Source organism: Microcella sp., assembly GCF_046296455.1.
In the GTDB taxonomy this organism is placed as follows: domain Bacteria; phylum Actinomycetota; class Actinomycetes; order Actinomycetales; family Microbacteriaceae; genus Microcella.
Map to the genome: position 1 here is coordinate 1 of NZ_JBKBLF010000026.1, position 24810 is coordinate 24810.

The window sequence follows — 24810 nt, forward strand, 5'->3', positions numbered from 1 at the left end:
GCAGCGCCCCAGGCCGCCGCGCGGCGGGTCGCCGAGTGGCATGCGCCCGGCACGCTCGTCGGCGCCTACCGCGCGGGGCTGCACACGACCGGGGTGCCCGGGCCGGGCATCCGCTTCGCCGACTGGGCCGCGGCCGCCCTCTGAGCCCGCCGCGCATCTCCGCAATTCAGGAGTCGATGCGCGCAACGGGGGCGCTAGAAGGCTCCCACGGCGTGTCCCGCGATATCGACCACCGTTGACTCCTGAATTGTGGAGACCAACTCGAGTGCGGGCGTCTGGCTGCCTTCCTGCACGACCCCATGGCTGGGCGGAGGCTGTCGTGAGCCAGCGCGTCTCCACAACTCAGGAGTGGACGGCCCTGGGTAAGAGCGACACGCCGACGTGCGCCGGAAATCGGGACCTCGCACCGCGCGACTCCTGAATTGTGGAGATCGCGACGGAAGCGACGGCCGCCCGGTACCCGGGCGCCCGCCGTGCGGCTCTCGCCCTACGCGCTGACGAGCTCGCGGTCGGGGGTCTCGAGCCGGATCGCCCGGTTGACCGCGGAGACGACGGCCTTGAGCGACGCGGTCGAGATGTCGGGGTCGATGCCGACGCCCCACAGGGTGCGGCCGTTGACCTCGAGCTCGACGTACGACGCCGCGTGGGCATCCCCGCCGGCCGAGAGCGCGTGCTCGACGTAGTCGAAGAGGCGGATGGCGATGCCCTGGCGCTCCATCATGCTGAGGAACGCCGCGACCGGACCGTTGCCGGTCGACTCGACGGCGGAGATCTCGTCCCCGTCGCGCAGCGTCGCGCTGAGCGACACCGTTCCCGTCATGTCGCTCGCGGTGCGCGTCGACAGCAGCTCGAAGCGGCCCCACTTCGCGTCGGGGTCGGGCGAGGGCAGGTACTCGTCTTGGAAGATCGCCCAGATCTGCTCGCTCGTCACCTCGCCGCCCTCGGCGTCGGTCTTGGCCTGCACGACGCCGCTGAACTCGATCTGCAGCTTGCGCGGCAGGTCGAGGGCGTGGTCGGTCTTGAGCAGGTAGGCGACGCCGCCCTTGCCCGACTGCGAGTTGACGCGGATGACCGCCTCGTACGTGCGACCCAGGTCTTTCGGGTCGACGGGCAGGTACGGAACCCCCCAGACGAGGTCGTCGACGCTCTTGCCCTCGGCCTCGGCCCGGGCATCCATCGCCTCGAAGCCCTTCTTGATGGCGTCCTGGTGGCTGCCGCTGAAGGCCGTGTAGACGAGGTCGCCCGCCCACGGGCTGCGCTCGTGCACCTTGAGCTGGTTGCAGTACTCGGCCGTGCGCTTGATCTCGTCGAGGTCGCTGAAGTCGAGGTGCGGGTCGATGCCCTGCGTGAACAGGTTGATGCCGAGGGCGACGAGGTCGACGTTGCCGGTGCGCTCGCCGTTGCCGAAGAGGCAGCCCTCGATGCGGTCGGCGCCGGCCATGTAGCCGAGCTCGGCGGCAGCGACGGCCGTGCCGCGGTCGTTGTGCGGGTGCAGGCTCAGGATGACCGAGTCGCGTCGGGCGAGGTGCCGGTGCATCCACTCGATCGAGTCGGCGTACACGTTCGGCGAGGCCATCTCGACCGTGGCCGGCAGGTTGATGATGATCTTGCGGTCGGGCGTCGGCGCGATCTGTTCGATGACGGCGTTGCAGATGTCGAGCGCGGTCTCGAGCTCGGTGCCCGTGTAGCTCTCGGGGCTGTACTCGTAGAAGATCTCGGTGCCCGGCACGGTCGCCTCGTACTGCTGGCACCAGCGCGCGCCCTGCAGCGCGATCTCTTTCACACCCTCGACGTCGGTGCGGAACACGACCTCGCGCTGCAGCACGCTCGTCGAGTTGTAGAAGTGCACGATCGCGCGCTTCGCACCCTTGATCGACTCGTAGGTGCGGGCGATGAGGTGCTCGCGCGCCTGCGTCAGCACCTGGATGGTGACGTCGTCGGGGATGAGGTCCTGCTCGATGAGCGTGCGCACGAAGTCGAAGTCGGTCTGGCTCGCGCTCGGGAACCCGACCTCGATCTCCTTGAACCCCATGCGCACGAGCAGGTCGAACATGATGCGCTTGCGCTCGGGGCTCATCGGGTCGATGAGGGCCTGGTTGCCGTCGCGCAGGTCGACCGCGCACCAGCGCGGCGCCTGCGTGATGCGCTGCGCGGGCCACGTGCGGTCGGGCAGGTCGATCGCGAGCTGCTCGTGGTACGGCTGGTACTTGTGGATCGGCATGCCCGAGGGCTGCTGACGGTTCTCCATGAGGTGCTCCTGCTGGGTCGTGGTGTAGTTGTCAGCCGACGACGAACTCCGCGACGAGGGAGGCTAAGGGACTAAGCCTCGTCGCGGCAGCGAAGAAGGAGCTGGCCGAACACGCTTTCAGGGTACACCCGCCCCTGGCGGCTCGCACGTGCGCCCGCACCGTGCCAGATCTGGGGCAAACGGGCGCTTCGAGCCGAGCGTTCTCACGTTTTGGGGTGAATCTGGCGCAAATCGCCGGCTCGGGATGCTGTGCCGTGCGACTTTCGGATGAAAAGAGTCATCCGCTCGGGTGACCGGCGCGGGTTTCGCGCCGTGGCGGGACACTCGGCCCGTACCGTGGCGGACATGTTCGATTCAGCCATTCCCTGGTTCACGCCCGCGCGCCGTGCGCGCATCGCCTTCCCCGTCGAGATTGCGCTCGGCGCGTGGCTTGCGCTCGCCATTCTGCTCAATCAGCAGTGGTGGGGCGGGGTGGTGCAGGGCGCGCTCAACGTGATCCTCGCGACATCCTTCGGCCTCGCGGTCATCACCCACAGAGTGCGCCCAGGGCTAGCGGTCATCGCGATCGTCACGGGAGGCCTTGCGTTCGTACTGACATTCCTGGTCGGTGGAGGGCCGAACAACGGTTTCGCTTTCCTCGCGGCGGCTCTCGTCCTCTTCGGCACCGCCGCCTACGGCTCTCCGGCCATCCGACTGGTCGGCCTGGCGCTTTCCGTATTCGCCGCTGCGACTGTCCTCGTAACGATCGTCGCCTTCGTCGGCGCGAACTACACAGCGGGAGTCGGGTACGTCTTGAACCAGGGGCTCTGGTTGCTCGCATCGGCCCTCATCGCGCTGCTGCCGTGGGTGCTGGGCGAGCTCGTGCGCAGCATCCGGAATCGGCGCCAGCTGAGCGCGACCGTCGCGACGGTCAGCACGCAGCGCGACGCGGCCGTCACGCGCGCCGACCTCGAGGCCGAGCGCACGCGGGTCGCGCGCGATGTGCACGACATCGTCGCGCACTCCCTCACCGTGGTGATCGCGCAGGCCGATGGGGCGCGGTACGCGACGGCGGGCGACTCCCCCGCGGCGGCCGATGCCTTCGAGACGATCGCGCAGACCGCGCGGGATGCCCTCGCCGACGTGCGCGTGCTGCTCACCGAGCTGCGGCACACGCAAGAGGCCGGGCCGCAGCCGGGGCTCACCGACCTCGACGCTCTGCTCGACTCGATGCGCGAGTCGGGGCTCGCGCTCGAGGTGCGGGAGTTCGGCGACCGCGGGCGCCTGACCGAGGCGCGCGCGCTCGCGCTCTACCGCATCGTGCAGGAGTCGCTCACGAACGCGCTGCGGCACGGCGACGGTGCCGCGACGCTCGAACTCGAGTGGGGCGAGCAGGCCGTCGACCTCGTGGTGACGAACGGTGCTGCAGCAGACACTCCCGAATCCAAGGACCCGGGGCACGGCATCGACGGGATGCGCGAGCGGGCATCCCTCGCCGGTGGCGAGCTGAGCGTGCACGAGGGCGCGGTGTTCCGCGTGCGGGCGCGCCTGCCGCTCGAGGTCGAGCTGGCCGAGGTTCCAGCGTGACGAGCATCCGCGTGCTGCTCGTCGACGACCAGCCGCTCTTCCGGCGGGGCGTGCGCATGCTCATCGACTCGCAGCCCGATCTGACCGTGGTCGGCGAGGCCGGCGACGGTGGCGAGGCCGTGGTCGTCGCCGACGAGGTGCTGCCCGATGTGGTGCTCATGGACATCCGGATGCCGCGCGCCGACGGCATCGCGGGTACTGCGGGCATCCTGAAATCGGCCACCGAGGCGGGGCGCACGCCGCCGCGCGTCATCGTGCTCACGACGTTCGACCTCGACGATGCCGCGCTGCGGGCGATCCGCGCGGGCGCAAGCGGCTTTCTGCTGAAGGATGCCGAGCCAGAATTCCTGCTCGCCGCCATCCGGGCGGTGCACGGCGGGCACGCGGTCGTCGCGCCCGGCGCGATCACCGACCTGCTCGCGCATGTCGGCGGTGCGCTGGATGCTCGCCGCAGCCGCACACCCGCCGAACTCTCCGCGGCGCGCGACGCGGCGCTGCCCGCCCTCAGCAAGCGCGAGCGCGAGATCTTCGCCGCCGTCGCCGAGGGGCTGAGTAACGCCGAGATCGCCGCGCGCGAGTTCGTGGCCGAGGCGACCGTAAAGTCGCACGTCGGCCGCATCCTCGCCAAGCTCGGCCTGCGCGACCGCGTGCAGGTCGTGCTCTACGCCCACGACCACGGGCTGCTGCCCCGACGCTGAGCCCGCCTAGAACCCGAGCTTGCCCAGCTGCTTGGGGTCGCGCTGCCACTCTTTGGCGACCTTGACGTGCAGCTTGAGGAAGACGCGGCGGCCCATGAGCTGCTCGATCTCGAGGCGCGCGCGCGTGCCGACCTCCGTCAGGCGCGAGCCGCGGTGCCCGATGATGATGCCCTTCTGGCTGTCGCGCTCGACCCAGACGTTGGCGAAGATGTCAAGCACACCGCCGGGCGAGCGCTCGGTCATCTCGTCGACCGTGACGGCGAGCGAGTGCGGCAACTCGTCGCTGACACCCTCAAGCGCCGCCTCGCGGATGAGCTCGGCCACCCGGTCGTCGGTCGACTCGTCGGTCACGGCGTCGTCGTCATAGAGCGCGGGCGACTCGGGCATGAGCGCGATGAGCTGCTCGGCGAGCAGGTCGACCTGGTCTCCGGTGACGGCCGAGAGCGGGATGATCAGGTCCCACTCCCGCAGCTGCGACACGGCCAGAAGCTGCTCGGCCACGCGCGTGCCGCCCGCGGCGTCGGTCTTCGTGACGATGGCGACCTTGCGCGTGCGCGCGAAGTTGTCGAGCTGCTCGTTGATGAACTTGTCGCCCGGCCCGATGGGCTCGTTGGCCGGCACGCAGAAGCCGATGACGTCGACGTCGCCCAGGGTGTCTTGCACGACGGCGTTGAGGCGCTCGCCGAGCAGCGTGCGCGGGCGGTGCATGCCGGGCGTGTCGACGACGATCAATTGACCGGATGCCCGGTGCACGATGCCGCGGATCGCGCGGCGCGTGGTCTGCGGCTTCGAGCTCGTGATGGCGACCTTCTCGCCGACGAGCGCGTTGGTGAGGGTCGACTTGCCGACGTTGGGGCGGCCCACGAAGGTGACGAATCCGGCCCGGAAGGCCGGCTCATCCGCAGCGGCAGCGCCGCCGCGCGGCTTGCGGGCGCTCACTCGGCCTCGTCGCGGTCGGAGCGGTCGCGGTCTCCGGCGAACGCGATGCGGGCATCCAGCAGCGCCTGATCGGCCTCGACGAGCACCGTGACGACGCGCTTACGGCGGCCCTCGGTGCGCTCGGCGGTGAGGTGCAGGCCGTCGACCGTGACGGTCGAGCCGGCGACGGGCAGCCGGCCGAGGTGCTTGGCGAGCAGGCCGCCGACCGAGTCGACCTCGTCGTCGTCGAGCTCGATGCCGAAGAGGTCGCCGAGCTCGTCGATGGGCATGCGCGCACTGACCCGGAACTGGTTGTCGCCCAGCCGCTCGCTGTCGGCCGACTCGCGGTCGTACTCGTCGACGATCTCGCCCACGAGCTCTTCGATGAGGTCTTCCATGGTGACGAGGCCCGCGATGCCGCCGTACTCGTCGACCACGAGCGCGAGGTGGTTCGACTCGAGCTGCAGCTGCCGCAGCGCGTCGTCGGCCTTCTTCGACTCGGGAACGAAGAGGGCGGGCTTGACGAGCTCATCGACGAGCGCCGTCGCGGCCTGCTTCGGCTTCTCGAAGGTGAGACGGGATGCGTCGCGCAGGTACACCACGCCCAGCACCTCATCGGCGCTCTCGCCGACGACCGGCACGCGCGAGACGCCACGGCTGAGGAACAGGGTCATCGCCTCGGCGACGGTGGCGCCCTGCTCGAGCACGATCATGTCGGTGCGCGGCACCATGACCTCGCGCACGATCGTGTCGTTGAACTCGAAGATCGAGTGGATGAGCTCGCGATCCTCTTCTTCGAGCACGTCGAGCTCGGTCGCCTCGTCGACCATGCTCAGCAGCTGCTCTTCGCTCGAGAAGCTCGCGCTCGAGGGCCGCCCCGGGGTGACCCGGTTGCCGAGGGCGACGAGCGCGTCGGCGAGCGGGCCGGTGATGACCCGCACGCCGCGGATGAGCCAATCGAAGGTGCCGAGCATCGCCCGCGGGTGGGCGCGCCCGACCGAGCGCGGGCTCGAGCCGACGAGGATGAACGAGACCCCGATCATGATGCCGGCACTGATGAGCAGCACCCACCACCACTCGTCGATGAGCGTGGCGAAGCCGATCGTGACGAGCACGGCCGCGATCGTCTCGGCGACGATGCGGAGGAAGTTGAGGGCGTTGACGTGCGCGCCGACATCGGCGGCCACGGCGTGCAGGCGGGCGGGGCGTTTGCGGTCGGAGGCGATGTCGACGAGCTCGATGCGGCTCACGACCCCCAGAGCGGCGTCGATCGAGGCGAGCAGACCGCCGATCGCGACGAGCAGGCCGGCCGCGATGAAGAACAGCAGCGTCGCGGTCATCGACGACGACCCCGCTCGGCCAGCGTGAAGCTCACGAGGATGTCGCGCTGCACGCCGAACATCTCTTTCTCTTCGTCTGGCTCGGCGTGGTCGAAGCCCAGCAGGTGCAGGATTCCGTGGGTCGTCAGCAGCAGCAGCTCGTCTTGGGTCGAGTGCCCGGCGGCCTCGGCCTGCTGAATCGCCACCTGCGGGCACAGCACGATGTCGCCGAGCAGCCCGGGCGGCGTCGGCTCGTCGTCGCTGCCGGGGCGCAGCTCGTCCATGGGAAAGCTCAGCACGTCGGTGGGGCCGGGCTCGTCCATCCACTGCACGTGCAGCTGCTCGATCGCGGCTTCGTCGACGAGCACGATCGCGAGCTCGGCGTCGCGGTGCACATTGAGAAACTCGAAGGCGTGCAGCGCGAGGCGCTGCAGCGAGTCTTCTTCGACGGGGATGCCCGACTCGTTGTTGATCTCGACGGCCATGATCAGCGGCCTCCCGCTCCGGGCCGCGGGCGACGGGTCGCGCGGTCGCGCGGCAGCCCGCGGCGGCGCTCCTCGCGGTTGGCGCCCTCGACGGGGTCGGGCAGGCCGTTCTCGCGCGCGTACTGCCGCGCCTGCTTCTCGGCGTCGTACTTCGTGTACGCATCCACGATGCGGCCGACGAGCGAGTGCCGCACGACGTCGTCCGACGTCAGCCGCGCAAAGTGGATGTCGTCGATGTCATCGAGCACGCGCGTCACGAGCTGCAGCCCGCTCGCGCCCGTCGGCAGGTCGATCTGCGTGATGTCGCCCGTGACGACGATCTTCGAGCCGAAGCCGAGGCGCGTGAGGAACATCTTCATCTGCTCAGGGGAGGTGTTCTGCGCCTCGTCGAGCACGATGAACGCGTTGTTGAGCGTGCGGCCGCGCATGTAGGCGAGCGGGGCCACCTCGACGACGCCGCTCGCGAGCAGCTTGGGCACGAGCTCCGGATCCATCATCTCGTTGAGCGCGTCGTAGAGCGGCCGCAGGTAGGGGTCGATCTTGTCGGTGAGCGTGCCGGGCAGAAAGCCCAGGCGCTCCCCCGCCTCGACGGCGGGCCGCGTCAGGATGATGCGGTCGACCTCTTTGCGCGTGAGCGCCTGCACGGCCTTGGCCATGGCGAGGTAGGTCTTGCCCGTACCGGCGGGGCCGATGCCGAAGACGATCGTGTGGTCGTCGATCGCGTCGACGTAGGCCTTCTGGCCGAGCGTCTTGGGGCGGATGCTCTTGCCGCGGCTGGTGAGGATCGCCTGGCTCAGCACCTCGGCGGGGCTACCGGCGCCCTGCTCGAGGATGCGGGCCGAGCTCGTCACCTCGACCTCGCCGAGGTCGTGACCGCCGCGCACCATGACGAGCAGCTCGTCGACGAGGCGACGGGCCGCGGCCACCTGGGCGGGGTCTCCCTCGAGCGTGATCTGGTTGCCGCGCACGTGCACGTCGACGAGCGGGTACTGCTTCTCGACCGTCGACAGCAGGCGGTCGTGCGGGCCGAGCAGTCGCACCATGGCGACGCCGTCGACATCGAGCTGCTCGCGGGCGCGCTCTTCGCGCGCAGAGTCATCAGTGGGCAAGGGATCCCTCGGTCAGGCCTCCCGCGAGCACATGGGCGTGCACGTGGAAGACGGTCTGCCCGGCGTTCGCGCCGGTGTTGAAGACGAGCCGGAAGTGCCCGTCGGCGTGCTCGTTGGCGAGCTGGTGGGCCGTCGCGACGACGTCCGCGAGCAGCGCGGGGTCGCCCGCGGCGAGCTCGGCGACGTCGCGGTAGCGCGGCGTCTTGGGCACGACGAGCAGGTGCACGGGGGCCTGCGGCGCGATGTCGCGGAACGCGATGACCGTGTCGGTCTCGTGCACGATGTCGGCGGGGATCTCGCGCGCGATGATGCGCTCGAAGATCGTCGGCTCAGCGATCGTCGGCTCGGTGCTGCTCATGCGCCCAGTCTAGAGCGCGGCCCTGCGACACCGCCGGGGCTTGCGCTCGGGCTCACCATCGACCCAGGGCCGTCGAGAGCACGGCGATCGCCGCGGGGCCCGCGGTCGAGGTGCGCAGCACGCTGGCGCCGAGCCGCACGGCGCGGGCTCCGCCCGCGACGAGCCGCTGCAGCTCGTCGGGGGCGACGCCGCCCTCGGGGCCGACCACGATGAGCACGTCGTCGTGGGCGAGCGCGGCGACGTCGAGCGCCGTGAGGGCGTGCTCGGCGGTCGGCTCGAGCACGAGCACGGTCGACGCGGCGGCCCGCGCCGCGAGATCGGCGGTCGTCGCGAGGGGCTCGACCACGGGCATCCACGCCTGCATCGACTGCTTCGTGGCCTCGCGCGCGATCGCCTGCCAGCGCTCGCGGTTCTTGGCCGCCTTGGCGGCATCCCACCGCGAGACGCTGCGGGCCGCCTGCCACGGGATGACGCCGTCGACACCGAGCTCGGTCACGGCCTGCACGGCGAGCTCGTCGCGGTCGCCCTTCGCGAGCGCCTGCACGAGATGGATGCGGGGCCGCGGCCGCTCGTAGCGCTCGACCCGGTCGACCGCGAGCGCGACGTCGCCCGGCTCGACCGCCGTCACGACGCCGTGCACGACGAGCCCCGCGCCGTCGCCCAGCCGCAGCTGCTCGCCGACGCGCACGCGCGCGACCGTTGCGGCGTGCCGGGCGTCTGCTGCGCGCAGGTGCACGACCGAGGCGCCCGTGCCGCCCTCGGCGACCGCGACCTGCGCGGCGAGCGTGTCGTCGAGATAGAAGTGGGCCATCGCTAGAGGTTGAGGAACCGGTCGCGCAGCTTCGCGAAGATGCCCTGTTGGAAGGTCGCGAACTGCGGCGGCACGGGCCGACGGCTCGAGGCGAACTGCCGGATGAGCTCGGTCTCTTTGCTGTTGAGCCGCACGGGCGTCACGACCTGCACGCCGAGCTTGAGGTCGCCACGGCCCGAACCGCGCAAGCGCGTGATGCCGCGCTCTTTCACGGTGATGATCTCGGCGCTCTGCGTACCGGGCTTGATCTCGACCGCGACGTCGCCGTCGAGTCCCGGCAGGGTCACGGTCGTGCCGAGGATGGCGTCGGTCATCTGCACCTCGACCGTGGCGAGCAGGTCGTCGCCATTGCGGCTGAAGGTCTCGTGCGTCTTGACCTTGATCTCGAGGTAGAGGTCGCCGTTGGGCCCGCCGGCGGGGCCGACCTCGCCCTGACTGGGCAGCTGGATGCGCACGCCCGTGTCGACGCCCGCGGGGATGTCGACGGGGATCGCGCGGCGCGCGCGCACGCGGCCCTGACCGGCGCACGTCGGGCACGGGCTGGGGATGACGGTGCCGTAACCGCGGCACGTGCCGCACGGGCTCGAGGTGAGCACGTTGCCGAGCAGGCTGCGCACGGTGCGCTGGATCTGGCCCGACCCCCGGCAGATGTCGCAGGTCTGCGGACTCGTGCCGGGCGAGCAGCACGAGCCTTCGCACGTCGAGCAGAGGATCGCGGTGTCGACCTCGAGCTGTCGCGTCGTGCCGAACACGATCTCGTCGAGCTCGACCTCGACCCGCAGCAGGGCGTCTTGCCCGCGCTCGCGACGACTGCGGGGCCCGCGCTGCTGCTGGCCCCCGCCGAAGAAGGTCTCGAAGATGTCGCCGAAGCCGCCGAATCCGGATGCTCCGCCGAAGCCCCTCGACCCGCCCAGGTCGTACTGCTGCCGCTGCTGCGGGTCGCTCAGCACGTCGTAGGCGTGCGTCACCTGCTTGAACCGCTCGGCCGCGTCGGCGCTCGGATTCACATCCGGGTGCAGCTCGCGCGCCAGGCGGCGGTAGGCCTTCTTGATGTCGTCGGCGCTCGCCTGTCGGTCGAGACCGAGCACCTCGTAGTGGTCTGCCACTTATTCCTCACCGAGCAGTCGCGAGACGTAGCGAGCTACGGCGCGCACTGCTGCCATGTTGTTCGAGTAGTCCATGCGGGTGGGGCCGAGCACCCCGAGCTTGGCCGAGCTGTCGGAGCCCACGCGGTACGCGCTCGTCACGACCGCGGTCTCTTTGAGCGCCTCGGCGTTCTCGCGGCCGATGCGGGCCGTCACGCCGTTCTCGTCGACCTGCATCTCGCTGAAGAGCTTGAGCAGCGTCACCTGCTCTTCGAGCGCTTCGAGCACGGGGTACACGCTGCCCGCGAAGTCGCCCTCGGTGCGCACGAGGTTGGCCGCACCGGCCATGACGAGCCGGTCGGTGCGATGCGCATCCACGTGCCCCAGCAGGGCCTCGGCGACGACGCCGACGGCGGCGCGGCGCTCGGGTGCGAAGCGCTCGGCGAGGCTCGCGGCGACGTCGGCGACGTCGTTGAGCGGCTGGTCGGCGAGCGCCGCGTTGAGCTTGGCGCGCAGCTCGCCGACGAAGGTCTCGTCGGCCTCGACGGGCAGTTCGATGATGCGCTGGTCGACGCGGCCGCCGTCGGTGATGAACACCGTCATGAGGCGCGTCGCGCTCATCGGCACGAGCTCGACGTGCCGCACGCGCGCGTTGCCGAGGGTCGGGTACTGCACGAGCGCCACCTGGTTCGTGAGGTGCGAGAGCAGGCGCACGGTGCGCGCGAACACGTCGTCGAGGTCGACCGACTGGTCGAGGAAGGCCGAGATGGCCTGGCGCTGCGCGGCGCTCAACGGCCGCAGGTCGGCGAACTGGTCGACGAAGACGCGGTAGCCCTTATCGGTCGGCACGCGGCCCGACGAGGTGTGGGGTGCGGCGATGAGTTCTTCTTCCTCGAGCAGCGCCATGTCGTTGCGGATGGTCGCGGCCGAGACCCCGAACTGGTGGCGGTCGACGATCGCCTTCGATCCGACGGGCTCGCGCGAGGCCACGTAGTCGTGCACGATCGCGCGCAACACGTGCAGGGCGCGTTCCGAGACCATGGCGCTCCTCCCCCTCACGACGTCCGTCGCAGCCGCCGAGCTTCTGGCACTCGGGGCCGCGGACTGCCAATTCTACCCCGCAACGCGCGCGTCGCATCATTGCCTGGCGGATGCGCGGGCGCTAGGTTTGCCTCGTGCTCCACCCCGGGACCCATGTTCGCCGCAGGATCATCGAAAGGCAGTATCCATGACCGACCAGACCCCTCCCCCCGCCGCTCCGCAGCCCGCCGCTCCGCTCTCGGAGGCGGAGGACCGCCAGTGGGCGTCGTTCGCCCACCTCGGTGGCGTGATCGGCCTCCTCCCCTCGCTCATCATCTTCCTGGTGTTCAAGGACCGCGGGGCCTTCACCCGCGAGGAGTCGAAGGAGGCGCTGAACTTCCAGATCACGATCGTCGGCGTGCAGATCATCGCCTACATCGTCGGCTCGATCCTCGCCGTGATCCTCATCGGCTTCCTGTTCTACTTCGTCGCCTGGGCCGCGTGGATCGCCGGCGTGATCTTCTCGATCATCGGCTTCACGAAGGCTAAGGACGGCAACGCCTACCGCTACCCGTTCGCGGTGCGCCTCATCATGTCGTCCCCGCGTGCTGCCTCGGGGGGGCCCGCCCGATGCGGTCGGGCCCCGCGGGTGTTTAATGAGCCGCATGTCTGATCAGCCTCCTGTGAACCCGTACGCCACCGCCCCCCAGCCCATGAGCCCCGCCGACGAGAAGCTCTGGGCGACCCTCGTGCACGTCGGTGGCATCTTCTTCGGCTTCGTGCCGGCCCTCATCGGGTTTCTCGTGCTCGGCAACCGCGGCCCCTTCGTGCGCGGTCACACCGCCACGGCCCTCAACTTTCAGCTGACGATGATCATCGCGGGCGCGGTCGGCGCGATCACCTCGTGGCTCATCATCGGCGTCTTCGTCATCATCGCCGTGAGCGTGCTCATCATCGTCTTCTCGATCATGGCCGCCCTCGCCGCCAACCGCGGTGAGGCGTACACCTACCCGCTGACGATCCCCTTCATCAAGTAGGGGCCGGTTCCGTCACGACCCTCAGTCGGGCAGCAGGCGGCGCACGACGCCGTCGGCGAGTAGGCGCCCGCGCAGGGTGAGCACGATCGTGCCGCGCAGCGCGGGCCCCGGCTCGACGAGCTCGTCGGCGATGAGGCCGGCGACCGCGCGGCGGCCGAGCGGGGTGAGAGCATCCACCGGCAAGCCTTCGCGCAGGCGCACCTCGAGCAGCACGCGCTCGACGCGGCGGGTCTCGTCATCGAGCGTTTCGCGGCCCGCGGCCGGGCTCAGCCCGTGCGCCAGTCGATCGGCGTAGGCAGCGGGGTGCTTGACGTTCCACCAGCGCACGCCGCCGACGTGGCTGTGCGCGCCGGGGCCGACGCCCCACCAGTCCTGCCCCGTCCAGTAGGCGCGGTTGTGGCGCGAGCGCTGGTCGGGGGTCCGTGACCAGTTGCTCACCTCGTACCAGTCGTAGCCGACGTCTCTGAGGCGCGCGTCGAGGGCCTCGTAAAACAGCGCGTGCAGGTCGTCGTCGACGCTCGGCACCTGGCCGTGGGCGATCTGCCGGGCGAGCTTCGTGCCGGGCTCGACGATGAGCGCGTAGGCGCTCAGGTGGTCGGGCTCGCACGCGAGCGCCGCGTCGAGGCTGTGGCGCCAATCGGCCTCGGTCTCGCCGGGCGTGCCGTAGATGAGGTCGAGGCTCACCGCGAGACCGGCGGCCTTCGCCGCCGCGATGACCCGCGGCACGTTCTCGGGGTCGTGCGTGCGCTCGAGCACCGCGAGCACGTGCGGCACCGCCGACTGCATGCCGACGCTCACGCGCGTGAACCCCGCGGCGGCGAGGCGCTCGAGGCCGGCGGCGTCGATCGAATCGGGGTTCGCCTCGGTCGTGATCTCAGCGTCGTCGGCCAGCCCGATGTGCTCGCGCACCGCCTCGAGCATGCGCGCGAGGTCATCGGTCGGCAGCAGCGTGGGGGTTCCGCCGCCGAAGAACACCGTGCGGGCCGGGCGCGGCGGCAGGCCGGCGTCGCGCATGACCTGCGCCGCGAGTCGCACCTCGGCGATCGCCTGCTCGGCGAAGTCGCTCTGCTTGACGCCGCGCACCTCATCGGCCGTGTATGTGTTGAAGTCGCAGTACCCGCAGCGCACGCGGCAGAACGGCACGTGCAGGTACACGCCCAGGTCGCGCTGCTCGGCGCCCGCGAGCACGCTCGGCGGCAGCATCCCGTCGTCGGGGGCCGGGTCGGCGAGGGGCAGGGCGCTGGGCACGCCCCCATCCTCCCAGGCGCGGCCTCCACAATTCAGGAGTCGAGCCCGCCGACGAGGGCTGTGGATGCTCTGCCGGGCGTGTCGCGCGGGCTCAGCATCCCGAACTCCTGAATTGTGGAGATGCACCGGCGGGCGGGCGGCCCGGGGTCTGGCAGGGTTGAGGCGTGACCACCACGATTCTCTGGGACGTCGACGGCACCCTGCTGCTCAACTCGTTCGGCGGGGGCGGCGAGCTCTACCACACGGCCGTCGAGCGCACCGTGGGCCGCGAGCTGCACCCGCCGCTGCCTCGCACCCACGGCAAGCCCGACGGCCTGATCCTCAGCGAGATCCTCGCCCACTTCGGCTACGACGACGCGTGGCACGAGCGCGCCTCCCAGGCGCTAGACGAGCTCTCGATCGAGCGCGCGCAGGCGGGCGATCGGCGCGAACCCGCTCCGGGCGTCGTGGATGCTCTCACCGCGGCCGCCGCCCGCGGCTGGCACAACGCGCTGCTGACGGGCAACTCGCTCGTGCGCGCTCGCGTCAAGCTCGAGGGCGCCGGGCTCGGGCCGGAGTGGTTCGACTGGGACCGGTCGTTCTTCGGCGCGACAGCGCGCGAGCGCAGCGAGATCACCCGCGCGGCGCGCGCGGCGCTGGCCGGCGAGACCCTCGTGATCATCGGTGACACCCCGCGCGACGACGAGGCCGCGGCGGCCGCGGGCATGCCGTTCATCGGTGTCGCGACGGGCGTCTTCACGGTCGAGGATCTGCGCGAGACGGGTGCTGTGCTCGTCGTGGCCGACCTCGCCGGGTCGCTCGACGCGGTGCTCGCGGCGATCGAGGCGCTCTAGCTGACGAGCGCGACGCCCTGCACGAACCAGATCTGGTGCATGCGGAACACCATGACTGCGACGGCGAGGCTCGCGACGCCCATGACGACGGTCGCCCAGCGGGTGCGGTCGACGAGCGCCCAGGCGATGGCCGCGACCGGCAGAACGAGGGCGACGATGAGGTAGATCCACCACTCGACGATGTCGCCGGTCGGCTCGTTGCCGGTGAGCGGCGCGATGATGCCGATCACGATCTGCACGAGCAGCACGAGCGCCACGGCCGCGGTCGGCAGCACGCTGAAGTCGTCGGGCTTGCGGCCGATGCCGCCGAGCACGAGGGCGGCGAGGCCGGCGACGACGGACACGATGATGGCGATCGTGGTGAACCAGTCGATCACTCTGCTGCCTCCTGCTGGTCGATCGGGAACCCGACCAGCGTACGACCGCGCCCCTGACGCACGCTGATGAGGGCGACGAGGCGGTCGGGATGCTCGCCGCCTGTTCCCCGCTCGATCGCGGCGACCGGCTCGGCGTCGGGGTGCTGCGGCAGGGCGAGCAGCTTGCCGTGCCCGAGGTCGCGGGCCTGCGCGGCGTCGACCTCGAGCACCGGGAACAGTTGTGCGGCCACCTGCGCAGGGCTCGCGAGCATGCTCGCACCGCCCTCCGCCAGCGCCTCGAGACTCACGGCGTGTGCGACCTCGAACGGCCCGACGCGCGTGCGCCGCAGCGCCGTGAGGTGCCCGCCGATGCCGAGGGCCGCGCCGAGGTCGCGCGCGAGCGCGCGGATGTAGGTGCCCGAGCTGCAGTCGATGCGAGCATCCACCTCGATCGCATCTACCCCGCGCCGCACGGCCAGCACCTCGAAAGCGCTGATCGTGACGCGGCGCGACGCGAGCTCGACCTCTTCGCCCGCACGCACGCGGTCGTAGGCGCGCTTGCCGTCGACCTTGATCGCGCTGACCGAACTGGGCCGCTGGTCGATCTCGCCGGTCAGGGCCCGGATGCCCGCCGCAAGCGCCTCGTCGGTCACCGCCGCGACCGCCGAGGGTTCTGCCGTGCTGACGATTTCGCCCTCGGCGTCGTCGGTCGTCGTCGCGGCCCCGAGCCGCATCGTCGTCTCGTAGGTCTTGTCGAGGCCCACCAGGTAGGTGAGCAGGCGCGTGGCCGGTCCGGCTCCGAGGGTGAGCAGGCCCGTCGCCATCGGGTCGAGGGTGCCGGCATGGCCGACCTTGCGGGTGCCGAGCGCGCGGCGCGCACGGGCGACGACGTCGTGGCTCGTGAGACCCTGCGGCTTGTCGACGAGCAGCAGTCCGGTGGGCACGACTCCACGGTAGCGGGCGTGCGGGCGCGACGCGGGCGCGCGGGTCGGCGGCGGTGCGGCTGCCACGCCTAGGCTGGCGGGCATGCGCATCGCGGTCATCGGAGCGGGCGCGGTCGGCGGCCTCGTGGCCGCACTGGCCGCGCGTGCGGGGCACGAGGTGCTCGTGACCGCGCGCGGCGAGCATGCTGCCGCGATCGCTGCGGCGGGGCTGCACGTCGACGGCGGCTGGGGCGAGTGGCAGGCCGCGGTCGAGCTCGTCGAGAGCATCCCGAACCGCCCCATCGATCTGCTCATTCTGGCAACGAAGGCGCACGACTCGGCCGAGGCGATCGCCCCCTGGGCGACCCACGACGGCACCCCCGTGCTCGTGCTGCAGAACGGCCTCGGCGGCGAGGATGCGGTACGGGATGCCCTGCCGTGCTCCCCCATCGCGATCGGCCTCGCGCTCTTCGCCGTGAGCCTCACGGGCCCCGGCCGCATCACCGTCACGGGCCCCAACGGCCTCACGCTCGGCGGCGACTCCGCCGCGGTCGCGGTCGTTGAGCCCCTGCTGCGCGAGACGCTCCCCGCCGAAGTGGCGCTCGCCGAGAACATCCGCGGCGCCCAGTGGACCAAGCTGCTCATCAACCAGGTCAACGCGCTGCCCGCCATCACGGGCCTGAGCGTGCAGCAGACCGTGGCCCACCCCGGTCTGCGCGGCGTGCTCGCCCGCGCCATGGTCGAGACGGTCGCGGTCGGCGACGCTGTCGGCGCCCGCTGGGGTCGCATCGGGGCGGTGGATGCCGAGGCCGTCGCCCGCGTGCGCGCGGGTGGTGCGGCGGCGGCCGCCGAGCTCGCCGTGCAGCTGGCCGCCGGAATGGGCGACGTGCCCAACCCCGCGTCGATGCTGCAGAGCATCCGCCGCGGACGCATGACCGAGGTCGACGCGATCAACGGCGTTGTCGTCGACTACGGCACCTCGCTCGGCGTAGCCGCACCGGTCAACGCCGCCCTCGTGGGTCTCGTACGCAAGGCCCAGTCGGGCGATCCGCCGCTGACGCCCGCCCAAGCGCTCGCGCGCATCCCGGCGCCCTCCTGATCTCCACAATTCAGGAGTCGCGAACGCCCACCGCCCGCCTCCCCGCGGTGGGAGCGCCCCCCGCCCGCGCCCCGCGCCGCGATCTCCTGAATTGTGGAGACCGACGGCGCGGGGCGGCGGTGCGGCAGCGGGTCGAGCGGCTAGAGCATCGACTTGGTGTGCCAGACGGTCTTCGTCTCGACGAAGGCCGTGATGCGCTCGAGCGCCGGGCGCGGGATGCCCGCCACGGGCGGCACGACACGCTTGAGCGTCTCGGCCGCCGCGAGCTGCAGGTCGACCCAGGTCTCGCCCTTCGCACCGTCGATCGATCCGGCGCCGGTGAGGTCGAGCGCGTTGACGTCGGCGTGCGATGCGAGCCACGGCATGATCTCCGCCGGCGAGCCCGTGAGCATGTTGATGACGCCCCCGGGAACATCCGAGGTCGCGAGCACCTCGCTCAGCGAGATCGCCGAGAGCGGCGCGCGCTCATCGGCCACGACGACGACGGTGTTGCCGCTCACGACGATCGGCGCGAGCACCGAGACGAGTCCGAGCAGCGAGCCGCCCGTCACGCCCTGCGGCGCCACCGCGGCGACGACGCCCGTCGGCTCCGGCACCGAGAGGTTGAAGTACGGGCCCGACACGGGGTTGGCGTTGCCCGCCACTTGCGCGTACTTGTCGGCCCATCCCGCGTACCAGACCCACACGTCGATCGCGAGGTCGACCTGCGCGCCCGCCTCGGCGGCGCTGACGCCCTCGCTCGACTGGATCTCGTCGACGAACTGCGCGCGGCGCCCCTCGAGCAGCTCGGCGATGCGGTAGATCACCTGGCCGCGGTTGTAGGCCGTCGCGCCCGCCCAGCCGCCGACCGCCGCACGCGCGGCGACCACGGCATCGCGGGCGTCCTTGCGCGAGGCCTGCGCGGCGTTCGCGAGAAAAGCACCGTCGGCCGCGACGACCTCGTAGGTGCGGCCGCTCTCGCTGCGCGGGAACTTGCCGCCGATGTAGAGCTTGTACGTCTTGGGAACGGTGAGCCGGCTCACTTCGCGACCGCCTTCCGGGTCTTTCGGGCAGGTTTCGCGGTCGGGGCAGAGGCAGGGGCGCTGGATGCTGCGCTCAGCGATACCGGAGCATCCCACGCGCTCGCCTCGAGGTAGGCGGCGAGCCCGTGGCGGCCGCCCTCGCGGCCGTAGCCCGACTCTTTGTAGCCGCCGAACGGCGACGCGGGGTCGAAGCGGTTGAACGTGTTGGCCCACACGACGCCCGCGCGCAGCTGTTCGACGAGGGCGAGCATGCGGCTGCCCTTCTCGGTCCAGATGCCGGCCGAGAGGCCGTAGGGCGTGTTGTTGGCCTTCGTGATCGCCTCGGCGGGCGTGCGGAAGGTCAGCACCGAGAGCACGGGGCCGAAGATCTCCTCCCGCGCGATCGCGTGCGCCGCGCTGACCTTGGTGAAGATCGTCGGCGCGAACCAGAAGCCCTTGTCGGGGATGCGGCAGTCGGCCGTCCAGCGCTCGGCGCCCTCGCTCTCGCCCGTGTCGCTCAACGTGCGGATGCGCTCGAGCTGCGCGGCCGAGTTGATCGCGCCGATGTCGGTGTTCTTGTCGAGCGGGTCGCCCATGCGCAGCGTCGAGAGCCGCTGCTTGAGGCGGTCGATGACCTCGTCGTGCACGTTCTCCTGCACGAGCAGGCGCGAGCCCGCGCAGCACACGTGGCCCTGGTTGAAGAAGATGCCGTTGACGATGCCCTCGATCGCCTGATCCATGGGCGCGTCGTCGAACACGATGTTGGCGGCCTTGCCGCCGAGCTCGAGGGTGAGGCGCTTCTGGGTTCCGGCGACCTGGCGCGCGATCATGCGGCCGACGTTCGTCGAGCCCGTGAAGGCGACCTTGTTGACGTCGTCGTGCGTGACGAGCGCCTGGCCGGTCGAACCGGGGCCCGTGACGATGTTGACGACACCGGCCGGCAGGTCGGCCTGCTGCAGGATCTCGGCGAACAGCATGGCCGTGAGCGACGTCGTCTCGGCGGGCTTGATGACGACGGTGTTGCCGGCGGCGAGGGCCGGGGCGATCTTCCACGCGAGCATGAGCAGCGGGAAGTTCCAGGGGATCACCTGTGCGGCAACGCCGAGCGCGCGCGGGTTCGGGCCGAGGCCAGCGTGCTCGAGCTTGTCGGCCCAGCCCGCGTTGTAGAAGAACCACGCGGCGACGAGCGGCACGTCGACGTCGCGCGTCTCGCGAATCGGCTTGCCGTTGTCGAGGCTCTCGGCCACGGCGAGCTCGCGCGCGCGCTCCTGCACGAGCCGCGCGATGCGGAACAGGTACTTGCCCCGGTCGCTGCCCGACATGCGCGACCACACGCGATCGTAGGCGCGTCGGGCCGCCGCGACCGCGACATCCACATCACCGGCGGTGGCCTGCGCGATGCTCGCGATGACCTCCTCCGTCGCGGGCGAGATGGTGTCGAACACGTCGCCGTGCCCGTCGACGAACTCGCCGTCGATGAAGAGGCCGTACTGGGCCTTGAGGTTCAGAATCGACGCCGACTCGGGCGCCGCTGCGTATTCGAGAAAGGCCATGATCTAGTCCACCGTCACGTAGTCGGGGCCACTGTAGTGACCGGTTCGCATCTTCTGGCGCTGCAGCAGCACGTCGTTGACGAGGCTCGAGGCGCCGAAGCGCCACAGCTGGGGGGTGAGCCACTCCTCGCCCACCGTCTCGGCGACGGTGACGAGGTAGCGCACGGCGTCTTTCGAGGCTCGGATGCCGCCGGCGGGCTTCATGCCGATCTTCTCGCCCGTGAGGCGGTGCCAGTCGCGGATGACCTCGAGCATGAGCAGCGTGACGGGCAGCGTGGCCGCAGGGCTCACCTTGCCCGTCGAGGTCTTAATGAAGTCGGCTCCGGCGAGAATGGCGAGCCAGGATGCGCGCTTGACGTTGTCGTACGTCTGCAGCTCCCCGGTCTCGAGAATGACCTTGAGGTGCGCGTGGCTGCCGTCGGGGCGGATGCAGGCCTCGCGCACGGCGACGATCTGGTCGAAGACGACGCCGTACTGGCCGCTGAGGAACGCCCCGCGGTCGATGACCATGTCGATCTCGTCGGCACCCGCGGCGACCGCCTCGCGCGTGTCGGCGAGCTTGATGGCGAGGCTCGCCCGCCCCGAGGGGAAGGCCGTCGCGACCGCGGCGACCTGGATGCCCTCGGTGCCGCCCGCTGCGTGCCGGCTGCCGAGCGCCTCGACGGCGTAGGGCACCATGTCGCCGTAGACGCACACGGCGGCGACGCTCGGCGTCGTCGGGTCGCTCGCGTCGGGCGTGATCGCCTTGGCGACGAGCGAGCGCACCTTGCCGGGGGTGTCGGCACCCTCGAGCGTCGTGAGGTCGCACGTGCGGATGATCGTGTCGAGGGCCCAGGCCTTCGAACTCGTCTTGATCGAGCGCGTGCTGAGACCGGCGGCGCGCTGCTCGAGGCCGACGGCGTCGACGCCCGTGAGGCCGTCGAGGTGCAGCCGCAGGGCCGTCTCGGTCAGGTCGCCGCCGAGCAGGCGCACGGCGCGCTCCGCCGGCGCAATGCCGACGGGGTGGGTGATGGTCATGAGGCGTCCTCTCGGGATGCTGTGGTGGCGGGTTCGAGGTCAGTGGCGGTGTCGGTGGCGGCGTCGGTGCTGGCATCGCTCAGCAGGGCCCGCGCGGTGTGCTCGTCGGTGACGAGCACCGAGCAGAGGCCGTGCGTGACGATGGCGCGGGCGACGGCGTGCTTGGGCTCGCCGCCGATGACGAGGATGCTCGTGGAGGCGCTGCGCAGCTCTTCGAGCGAGAGGCCCAGGGTGCGAGCATCCAGTTCGGGGTCGGCGATCGTGCCGTCGGCCGTGATGTACCGGCCGATGACATCGCCGACGGCGCCGCGCTCGACGAGCCGGGCGATGTCGGCGGGCGTGAGGTAGCCGCTGTCGACGTGCACCGAGCTCGTATCGGCGACACCCGCGCTGTAGAGGTAGGCGCTCGCGCCGCGGGCCATGCCGAGCACGCCGCCCACGGTGCGGTCGCCCTCGATGGCCTTCTTCGTCTCGAGGCGCTCGAGAATCGCGGGGCTCGGCAGCAGGGTGGCCTGCCCGCCGGCCTTCTGCGCGATCATGACGGCCGTCGCCGCGGCCGTGCCGGGGCGCTTGCTGAGGCTCACGCCGCCGTTGATCTGCACGACGTTGACAGCCGTTGCCCACGCGGCGGGCAGCGCCTCGGCCACCTGGTGCAGCGTGCGGCCCCAGCTGACGCCGAGCAGGCGCGGCACGGGGCGGTGGCTCACGAGGTAGTCGGCGGCGGCCTCGCTCACGCGCGCCTGCAGCTCGACTTCGTCGGCCGGGGCGGGCACGACGACAGCGTCGTTGAGCCCGAAGCGCGCCGTGAGGTCGCGCTCGAGCGCGAGCCGGCGGGCGCGCGGGTGCACGATCTCGATGCGGATGATGCCGCGCTCGCGCGCCTGGGCCAGCAGGCGGCCGACCTTCCAGCGCGTGACCCGCAGGATCGCGCCGATCTCATCTTGCGTCTTGTTCTCTTCGTAGTAGAGCTCGGCGGCGCGCACGGCGAGCAACTCGGTGGCTGCGGCGGTCTCGGCAGGGACCATGCGGGTGCGTCCTTCCGGATCGACGTACGGGGCTCCAGTCCCCAGGCTAGGCGCGCACGGGGCTCGCGACCAACATTTGTTGGCTCCGGTGCTCATATGAGCACAACGCCGCCCGATGGTGCTCGCTCGCGTGGGTACGCTGGGCATGACCGCCGCGCGGTCTACCACCACCCCGGCCCCACCGGCTCTTCGCGGAAGGACTCCCGTGACCGACTACGCCCTCGCCGTCGACCTCGGCGGCACCAAGGTCGAGGCGGCGCTCGTCGATCCGAGCGGCGCGCTGCTCGACGGCTCGCGCCACCGCCGCCCCACCGGCGCAGCGTCGACGAGCGAGCAGCTCGCCACCGCCGTCACCGAGGCGGTGCGGGATGCCCTCGCGGCGCTCCCCGACGGTGCGACCCTGCTCGGCGCAGGCATCGGCAGCGCGGGCCCGATCGCGGGCACCACGGGCGACGTCTCGCCCCTGAACCTCGGAGCCTGGCGCGACTACCCCCTCGGCGCGCTCGTGGGCCAGCAGCTGCCCGACCTGCCCGTCACCCTGCGCATGGACGGCATCTGCATCGCCCTCGCCGAGGTCTGGATGGGCGCCGCGCAGGGCGAGTCGAACGTCATGGGCATGATCGTGTCGACGGGCGTCGGCGGCGGGCTGATCCTCGGCGACCGCGTGATTGCGGGGCCCACGGGCAACGCCGGGCACATCGGCCATGTCGCCGTCGCCGGCTTCGACGACCTCTGCGCCTGCGGCGCGCGCGGCTGCCTCGAAGCGATCGCCTCGGGGCCTCGCACGGTCGCCTGGGCGCGCGAGCACGGCTTCGGGGGCGACACCGGCGAGCAGCTCGCCGCGGCGGCCGCGGCGGGAGACGCCACCGCACGCGCGGCGATCGAGCGCTCGGCAACGGCCGTGGGCCGCGCGATCGCGAGCGCGAGCGCGCTCGTCGACCTCGACGTCGTGGCGATCGGCGGCGGGTTCAGCCACGTGAGCGACGACTACATCGCGCTCGTCGGCGCGGCCGTCGCGAGCCACAGCGACTTCGGCTTCGTCACCAAGACGCGCGTCGTCGCCTCGGGGCTCAGCGGCGAAGGGCCGCTCATCGGGGCCGCGGCGCTCGTGCACCGCGCCGACCTGCTCGGCTAGCGACCCGCTCCCCCGGCGACCGAGGCAGGCTCGCGACCCAGTTCGTCGTCGACCATCCCCCGACGAGCGAGCAGCGGCACGGCGATGAGGTTCGCGAACGCGAGGGCGAGCAGCACGGCGATCGCCGGCATCCAGCTGCCGGTGCCGTCGCGCAGCGCGCCGAGCAGCAGCGGGGCGAGCGCGGCGATGGCGTAGCCGACCGTCTGCACGGCGCCGCTCACGGTGCTCGCCATGGCTGGCGTGCGCGTGCGCAGAGCGAAGAGCGCCAGGCACATCGGGAACGTGATGTAGCCGAGCCCGAGGGCGATCATCCACAGCAGGGTCGCCGATTGCGGAGCCAGCAGCAGGCCCGCGTAGGCCGTGCCGAACAGGGCGGTGGATGCGACGAGCAGCGGGGTCGGGGTGCGCAGGCGCGCCGCGAGCACCGGTCCGAGGGCCGCGAGGGGCAGGCCGAGAAAGCCGAGCAGCGCGAGCAGGGCGCCCGCCTCGGCCTCGCCGACGCCCGCGATCTCGCGCAGCATAGGCGGCAGCAGGGCGTATCCGGCATAGGCCGAGATGCTCGACACCGTGAAGGGAATACCGATGCCCCACAGCGTCGGCGACCGCAGCAGCGCGGCGCGGCGGGGGCGGTCGACGGGCGCGGGCATCCCCTCGTCGCTCGCAATCGCGGCCCGCCGCGCCCGCACCGCGCCCACCGCGAGGGCGATCCACGGCAGCACGGCGACGCCGACGAATGCCGCCCACACGGCGAGCGAGAGCCGCCAGTCGCCGAGCTCGGCGAGCGGCACGGCCACGAGCGGCGGCACCGCGGCGCCGATCGACATGATCATGGCGTAGACCGCGGTCATCGAACCGATGCGGTCGGGGGTGATCTTCTTGACGGCGGCGGGCAGCAGCACGTTTCCGAATCCGGCCCCCAGCAGCAGCACGAGCGTGCCGACGAGCAGCATCGTGTAGTCGACGGCCGAGGCGCGCACGAGATGCCCGGCGATCATGGCGAGCATGGCGATCAGCAGCGTCGGCTCGATCTGCCAGCGGCGTGCGAGCCGCGGGGCGAGCACGCCCGCGAGCGCGAAGGCGATCGGCGGGGCCGTGCCGAGCGCCCCGAGCGCGAGCGCGCTGAGCGGGATGTCCGCGTCGATGCGCCCCGCGAGCGGCGACAGCGCGGCGACCGGCAGGCGCATGGTCGCGGCGATGAGCACGATGGCGACGACGCCCAGCAGCAGCTCCGGGCGGCGGCCGGAGGGGGCGTCGGTCACCCGCTCATCCTAGGTCGGGCTGCACCGTCTCACCGCTGACAGGCGAGGCGCGGCGACCTAGGCTGGCCCCGTGACCGACTGGGCCCGCTTCTTGCCGCTGAGCAACCGCGACCGCGCCGACGATGGCGGGGTCAGCCGCGACCGCTCCCCCGCGGTGGCGAGCCTGCTCTCGGCGATCGCCGCGGTGCTGGATGCCCGCCCCGACCTGCTCGCGGCCCCCACTCTGCGACCCGAGGTGACGGTCGACGCGGCTGTGCGCGAGCTGCTGAGCGAGCTCGGCGCGCCGTGGTGGCGCCGCTGGGCTCGAGGAGTCGGCGCCCTCGAGTCGCCCCGCCCCGAAGTCGCGGCGTTCGCCGACGATGCGCTCGCGAGCGCCCTGCACGCGCGGGCGGCGGCACTCGCGGGGCCCGAGCGGCGGGCGAGCATCCACGATCTGCGGGCCACCGTCGTGCTCGCGCTCGAGTTGAACGCCGCGCACGGTGCGGCGATCGTCGTCGACCCCCTGCTGTGCGGCGCGGTCGCACTCGACCTAGCCCTGCGCTCGCGCCTGCCCGAGCGGGCCGTCGTCACGGCCCGCTCGCTCGTCGCGACCGACGGCGAGTGGCGGGTCGGGCGAGGGCCCGAGCTGCCCGCCCCGGGCGGCGCGATCGTGCTGTTCCTGGCCGGGCGCGCCGACGTGCCGCCCGAGGATTCCGCGCACTGACCCG

General features: G+C 71.6%; 25 protein-coding genes. 8 read left to right on the top strand and 17 right to left on the bottom strand.

Going from position 1 to position 24810, the window contains the following annotated elements; genetic code table 11:
• Positions 1–487: 487 nt before the first annotated feature.
• Entirely contained in the window at positions 488–2248 is a 1761-nt protein-coding gene (gene leuA / locus ACK4HH_RS11465) for a 2-isopropylmalate synthase (protein ID WP_409651951.1), read from the bottom strand.
• 345 nt (positions 2249–2593) lie between these two features.
• Between leuA and ACK4HH_RS11470 the strand changes: the two genes are divergently transcribed.
• Both ACK4HH_RS11470 and ACK4HH_RS11475 read left to right on the top strand, forming a co-directional pair.
• On the top strand, positions 2594–3814 hold the full coding sequence (locus tag ACK4HH_RS11470) for a histidine kinase (protein WP_409651954.1): 1221 nt from the start codon (positions 2594–2596) through the stop codon (positions 3812–3814).
• 56 nt (positions 3815–3870) lie between these two features.
• Complete coding sequence (locus ACK4HH_RS11475) at positions 3871–4512, top strand: LuxR C-terminal-related transcriptional regulator (protein ID WP_409652032.1); 642 nt, start codon at positions 3871–3873, stop codon at positions 4510–4512.
• A gap of 6 nt (positions 4513–4518) precedes the next feature.
• Here ACK4HH_RS11475 and era read toward each other — a convergent pair whose 3' ends face one another.
• Genes era through hrcA form a run of 8 tightly spaced genes read right to left on the bottom strand, consistent with a single transcriptional unit; the run spans position 4519 to position 11638 of the window.
• Positions 4519–5451: a GTPase Era gene (gene era / locus ACK4HH_RS11480; protein WP_409651956.1), complete on the bottom strand. Its 933-nt coding sequence runs from the start codon at positions 5449–5451 to the stop codon at positions 4519–4521.
• Positions 5448–6770, bottom strand: coding sequence for a hemolysin family protein (locus ACK4HH_RS11485; protein ID WP_409651958.1), 1323 nt, complete (start codon positions 6768–6770; stop codon positions 5448–5450). Before ACK4HH_RS11485 ends, era begins: the two co-directional genes overlap by 4 nt.
• Positions 6767–7234: an rRNA maturation RNase YbeY gene (ybeY, locus tag ACK4HH_RS11490; protein WP_409651960.1), complete on the bottom strand. Its 468-nt coding sequence runs from the start codon at positions 7232–7234 to the stop codon at positions 6767–6769. The genes ACK4HH_RS11485 and ybeY overlap by 4 nt, the downstream gene beginning before the upstream one ends.
• Positions 7235–7236: 2 nt before the next feature.
• Positions 7237–8277, bottom strand: a complete 1041-nt coding sequence (locus ACK4HH_RS11495; protein WP_409652034.1) for a PhoH family protein — start codon at positions 8275–8277, stop codon at positions 7237–7239.
• 55 nt (positions 8278–8332) lie between these two features.
• Positions 8333–8701, bottom strand: coding sequence for a histidine triad nucleotide-binding protein (locus tag ACK4HH_RS11500; RefSeq protein WP_409651963.1), 369 nt, complete (start codon positions 8699–8701; stop codon positions 8333–8335).
• Between the two features lie 52 nt (positions 8702–8753).
• Positions 8754–9512: a 16S rRNA (uracil(1498)-N(3))-methyltransferase gene (locus tag ACK4HH_RS11505; RefSeq protein ID WP_409651966.1), complete on the bottom strand. Its 759-nt coding sequence runs from the start codon at positions 9510–9512 to the stop codon at positions 8754–8756.
• Between the two features lie 2 nt (positions 9513–9514).
• Positions 9515–10618 carry a molecular chaperone DnaJ gene (dnaJ, locus tag ACK4HH_RS11510; protein ID WP_409651969.1) on the bottom strand — a complete coding sequence of 368 codons (1104 nt, stop codon included), beginning with the start codon at positions 10616–10618 and terminating at the stop codon, positions 9515–9517.
• Positions 10619–11638, bottom strand: a complete 1020-nt coding sequence (hrcA, locus tag ACK4HH_RS11515; RefSeq protein ID WP_409651971.1) for a heat-inducible transcriptional repressor HrcA — start codon at positions 11636–11638, stop codon at positions 10619–10621.
• A 187-nt stretch (positions 11639–11825) separates the two neighbouring features.
• Here hrcA and ACK4HH_RS11520 point away from each other — a divergent pair, with 187 nt between their 5' ends.
• Both ACK4HH_RS11520 and ACK4HH_RS11525 read left to right on the top strand, forming a co-directional pair.
• Positions 11826–12290, top strand: coding sequence for a DUF4870 domain-containing protein (locus tag ACK4HH_RS11520; protein ID WP_409651973.1), 465 nt, complete (start codon positions 11826–11828; stop codon positions 12288–12290).
• Complete coding sequence (locus ACK4HH_RS11525; protein WP_409651976.1) at positions 12283–12654, top strand: DUF4870 domain-containing protein; 372 nt, start codon at positions 12283–12285, stop codon at positions 12652–12654. The genes ACK4HH_RS11520 and ACK4HH_RS11525 overlap by 8 nt, the downstream gene beginning before the upstream one ends.
• Before the next feature lie 21 nt (positions 12655–12675).
• Here ACK4HH_RS11525 and hemW read toward each other — a convergent pair whose 3' ends face one another.
• Entirely contained in the window at positions 12676–13902 is a 1227-nt protein-coding gene (gene hemW, locus ACK4HH_RS11530) for a radical SAM family heme chaperone HemW (protein ID WP_409651979.1), read from the bottom strand.
• A gap of 164 nt (positions 13903–14066) precedes the next feature.
• Between hemW and ACK4HH_RS11535 the strand changes: the two genes are divergently transcribed.
• On the top strand, positions 14067–14735 hold the full coding sequence (locus tag ACK4HH_RS11535) for an HAD family hydrolase (RefSeq protein ID WP_409651982.1): 669 nt from the start codon (positions 14067–14069) through the stop codon (positions 14733–14735).
• On the opposite strand, the gene ACK4HH_RS11540 is transcribed toward ACK4HH_RS11535, so the two are convergent.
• Both ACK4HH_RS11540 and truB read right to left on the bottom strand, forming a co-directional pair.
• Entirely contained in the window at positions 14732–15112 is a 381-nt protein-coding gene (locus ACK4HH_RS11540) for a hypothetical protein (RefSeq protein ID WP_409651985.1), read from the bottom strand. The two genes, ACK4HH_RS11535 and ACK4HH_RS11540, sit on opposite strands and share 4 nt — an antisense overlap.
• Positions 15109–16035: a tRNA pseudouridine(55) synthase TruB gene (truB, locus tag ACK4HH_RS11545; protein ID WP_409651988.1), complete on the bottom strand. Its 927-nt coding sequence runs from the start codon at positions 16033–16035 to the stop codon at positions 15109–15111. Before truB ends, ACK4HH_RS11540 begins: the two co-directional genes overlap by 4 nt.
• 82 nt (positions 16036–16117) lie before the next feature.
• On the opposite strand from truB, the gene ACK4HH_RS11550 reads away from it, so the two are divergent.
• Complete coding sequence (locus ACK4HH_RS11550) at positions 16118–17113, top strand: ketopantoate reductase family protein (protein WP_409651991.1); 996 nt, start codon at positions 16118–16120, stop codon at positions 17111–17113.
• 140 nt (positions 17114–17253) lie between these two features.
• Here the strand turns inward: ACK4HH_RS11550 and ACK4HH_RS11555 are convergent, their stop codons facing one another.
• Genes ACK4HH_RS11555 through ACK4HH_RS11570 form a run of 4 tightly spaced genes read right to left on the bottom strand, consistent with a single transcriptional unit; the run spans position 17254 to position 21709 of the window.
• Positions 17254–18135: an aldehyde dehydrogenase family protein gene (locus ACK4HH_RS11555; protein ID WP_409651994.1), complete on the bottom strand. Its 882-nt coding sequence runs from the start codon at positions 18133–18135 to the stop codon at positions 17254–17256.
• Positions 18132–19667, bottom strand: a complete 1536-nt coding sequence (locus tag ACK4HH_RS11560) for an aldehyde dehydrogenase family protein (protein ID WP_409651997.1) — start codon at positions 19665–19667, stop codon at positions 18132–18134. The genes ACK4HH_RS11555 and ACK4HH_RS11560 overlap by 4 nt, the downstream gene beginning before the upstream one ends.
• Positions 19668–19670: 3 nt before the next feature.
• Positions 19671–20684 (bottom strand): deoxyribose-phosphate aldolase, encoded by a 1014-nt coding sequence (gene deoC, locus ACK4HH_RS11565; RefSeq protein WP_255159659.1) that lies wholly within the window; start codon positions 20682–20684, stop codon positions 19671–19673.
• Positions 20681–21709 carry a sugar-binding transcriptional regulator gene (locus tag ACK4HH_RS11570; RefSeq protein ID WP_409652000.1) on the bottom strand — a complete coding sequence of 343 codons (1029 nt, stop codon included), beginning with the start codon at positions 21707–21709 and terminating at the stop codon, positions 20681–20683. Before ACK4HH_RS11570 ends, deoC begins: the two co-directional genes overlap by 4 nt.
• 205 nt (positions 21710–21914) lie before the next feature.
• On the opposite strand from ACK4HH_RS11570, the gene ACK4HH_RS11575 reads away from it, so the two are divergent.
• Positions 21915–22844, top strand: coding sequence for an ROK family protein (locus ACK4HH_RS11575; RefSeq protein WP_409652003.1), 930 nt, complete (start codon positions 21915–21917; stop codon positions 22842–22844).
• On the opposite strand, the gene ACK4HH_RS11580 is transcribed toward ACK4HH_RS11575, so the two are convergent.
• The gene (locus ACK4HH_RS11580) at positions 22841–24103 is read right to left on the bottom strand and encodes a CynX/NimT family MFS transporter (RefSeq protein WP_409652006.1); all 1263 of its coding nucleotides are present in this window, start codon (positions 24101–24103) and stop codon (positions 22841–22843) included. The genes ACK4HH_RS11575 and ACK4HH_RS11580 overlap by 4 nt on opposite strands.
• A 70-nt stretch (positions 24104–24173) precedes the next feature.
• Here ACK4HH_RS11580 and ACK4HH_RS11585 point away from each other — a divergent pair, with 70 nt between their 5' ends.
• A complete protein-coding gene (locus ACK4HH_RS11585; RefSeq protein ID WP_409652009.1) occupies positions 24174–24806 on the top strand; it encodes a hypothetical protein in 633 nt (210 codons plus the stop codon).
• Positions 24807–24810 lie beyond the last annotated feature (4 nt).

Bases quoted from the DNA above. Each gene is read 5' to 3' on its own strand.
- leuA (WP_409651951.1), bottom strand. From the start codon at position 2,248: ATGGAGAACCGTCAGCAGCCCTCGGGCATGCCGATCCACAAGTACCAG.
- ACK4HH_RS11470 (WP_409651954.1), top strand. From the start codon at position 2,594: ATGTTCGATTCAGCCATTCCCTGGTTCACGCCCGCGCGCCGTGCGCGC.
- ACK4HH_RS11475 (WP_409652032.1), top strand. From the start codon at position 3,871: ATGCTCATCGACTCGCAGCCCGATCTGACCGTGGTCGGCGAGGCCGGC.
- ACK4HH_RS11485 (WP_409651958.1), bottom strand. From the start codon at position 6,770: ATGACCGCGACGCTGCTGTTCTTCATCGCGGCCGGCCTGCTCGTCGCG.
- ybeY (WP_409651960.1), bottom strand. From the start codon at position 7,234: ATGGCCGTCGAGATCAACAACGAGTCGGGCATCCCCGTCGAAGAAGAC.
- ACK4HH_RS11495 (WP_409652034.1), bottom strand. From the start codon at position 8,277: ATGGTGCGACTGCTCGGCCCGCACGACCGCCTGCTGTCGACGGTCGAG.
- ACK4HH_RS11500 (WP_409651963.1), bottom strand. From the start codon at position 8,701: ATGAGCAGCACCGAGCCGACGATCGCTGAGCCGACGATCTTCGAGCGC.
- ACK4HH_RS11505 (WP_409651966.1), bottom strand. From the start codon at position 9,512: ATGGCCCACTTCTATCTCGACGACACGCTCGCCGCGCAGGTCGCGGTC.
- hrcA (WP_409651971.1), bottom strand. From the start codon at position 11,638: ATGGTCTCGGAACGCGCCCTGCACGTGTTGCGCGCGATCGTGCACGAC.
- ACK4HH_RS11520 (WP_409651973.1), top strand. From the start codon at position 11,826: ATGACCGACCAGACCCCTCCCCCCGCCGCTCCGCAGCCCGCCGCTCCG.
- ACK4HH_RS11525 (WP_409651976.1), top strand. From the start codon at position 12,283: ATGTCTGATCAGCCTCCTGTGAACCCGTACGCCACCGCCCCCCAGCCC.
- ACK4HH_RS11550 (WP_409651991.1), top strand. From the start codon at position 16,118: ATGCGCATCGCGGTCATCGGAGCGGGCGCGGTCGGCGGCCTCGTGGCC.
- ACK4HH_RS11560 (WP_409651997.1), bottom strand. From the start codon at position 19,667: ATGGCCTTTCTCGAATACGCAGCGGCGCCCGAGTCGGCGTCGATTCTG.
- deoC (WP_255159659.1), bottom strand. From the start codon at position 20,684: ATGACCATCACCCACCCCGTCGGCATTGCGCCGGCGGAGCGCGCCGTG.
- ACK4HH_RS11570 (WP_409652000.1), bottom strand. From the start codon at position 21,709: ATGGTCCCTGCCGAGACCGCCGCAGCCACCGAGTTGCTCGCCGTGCGC.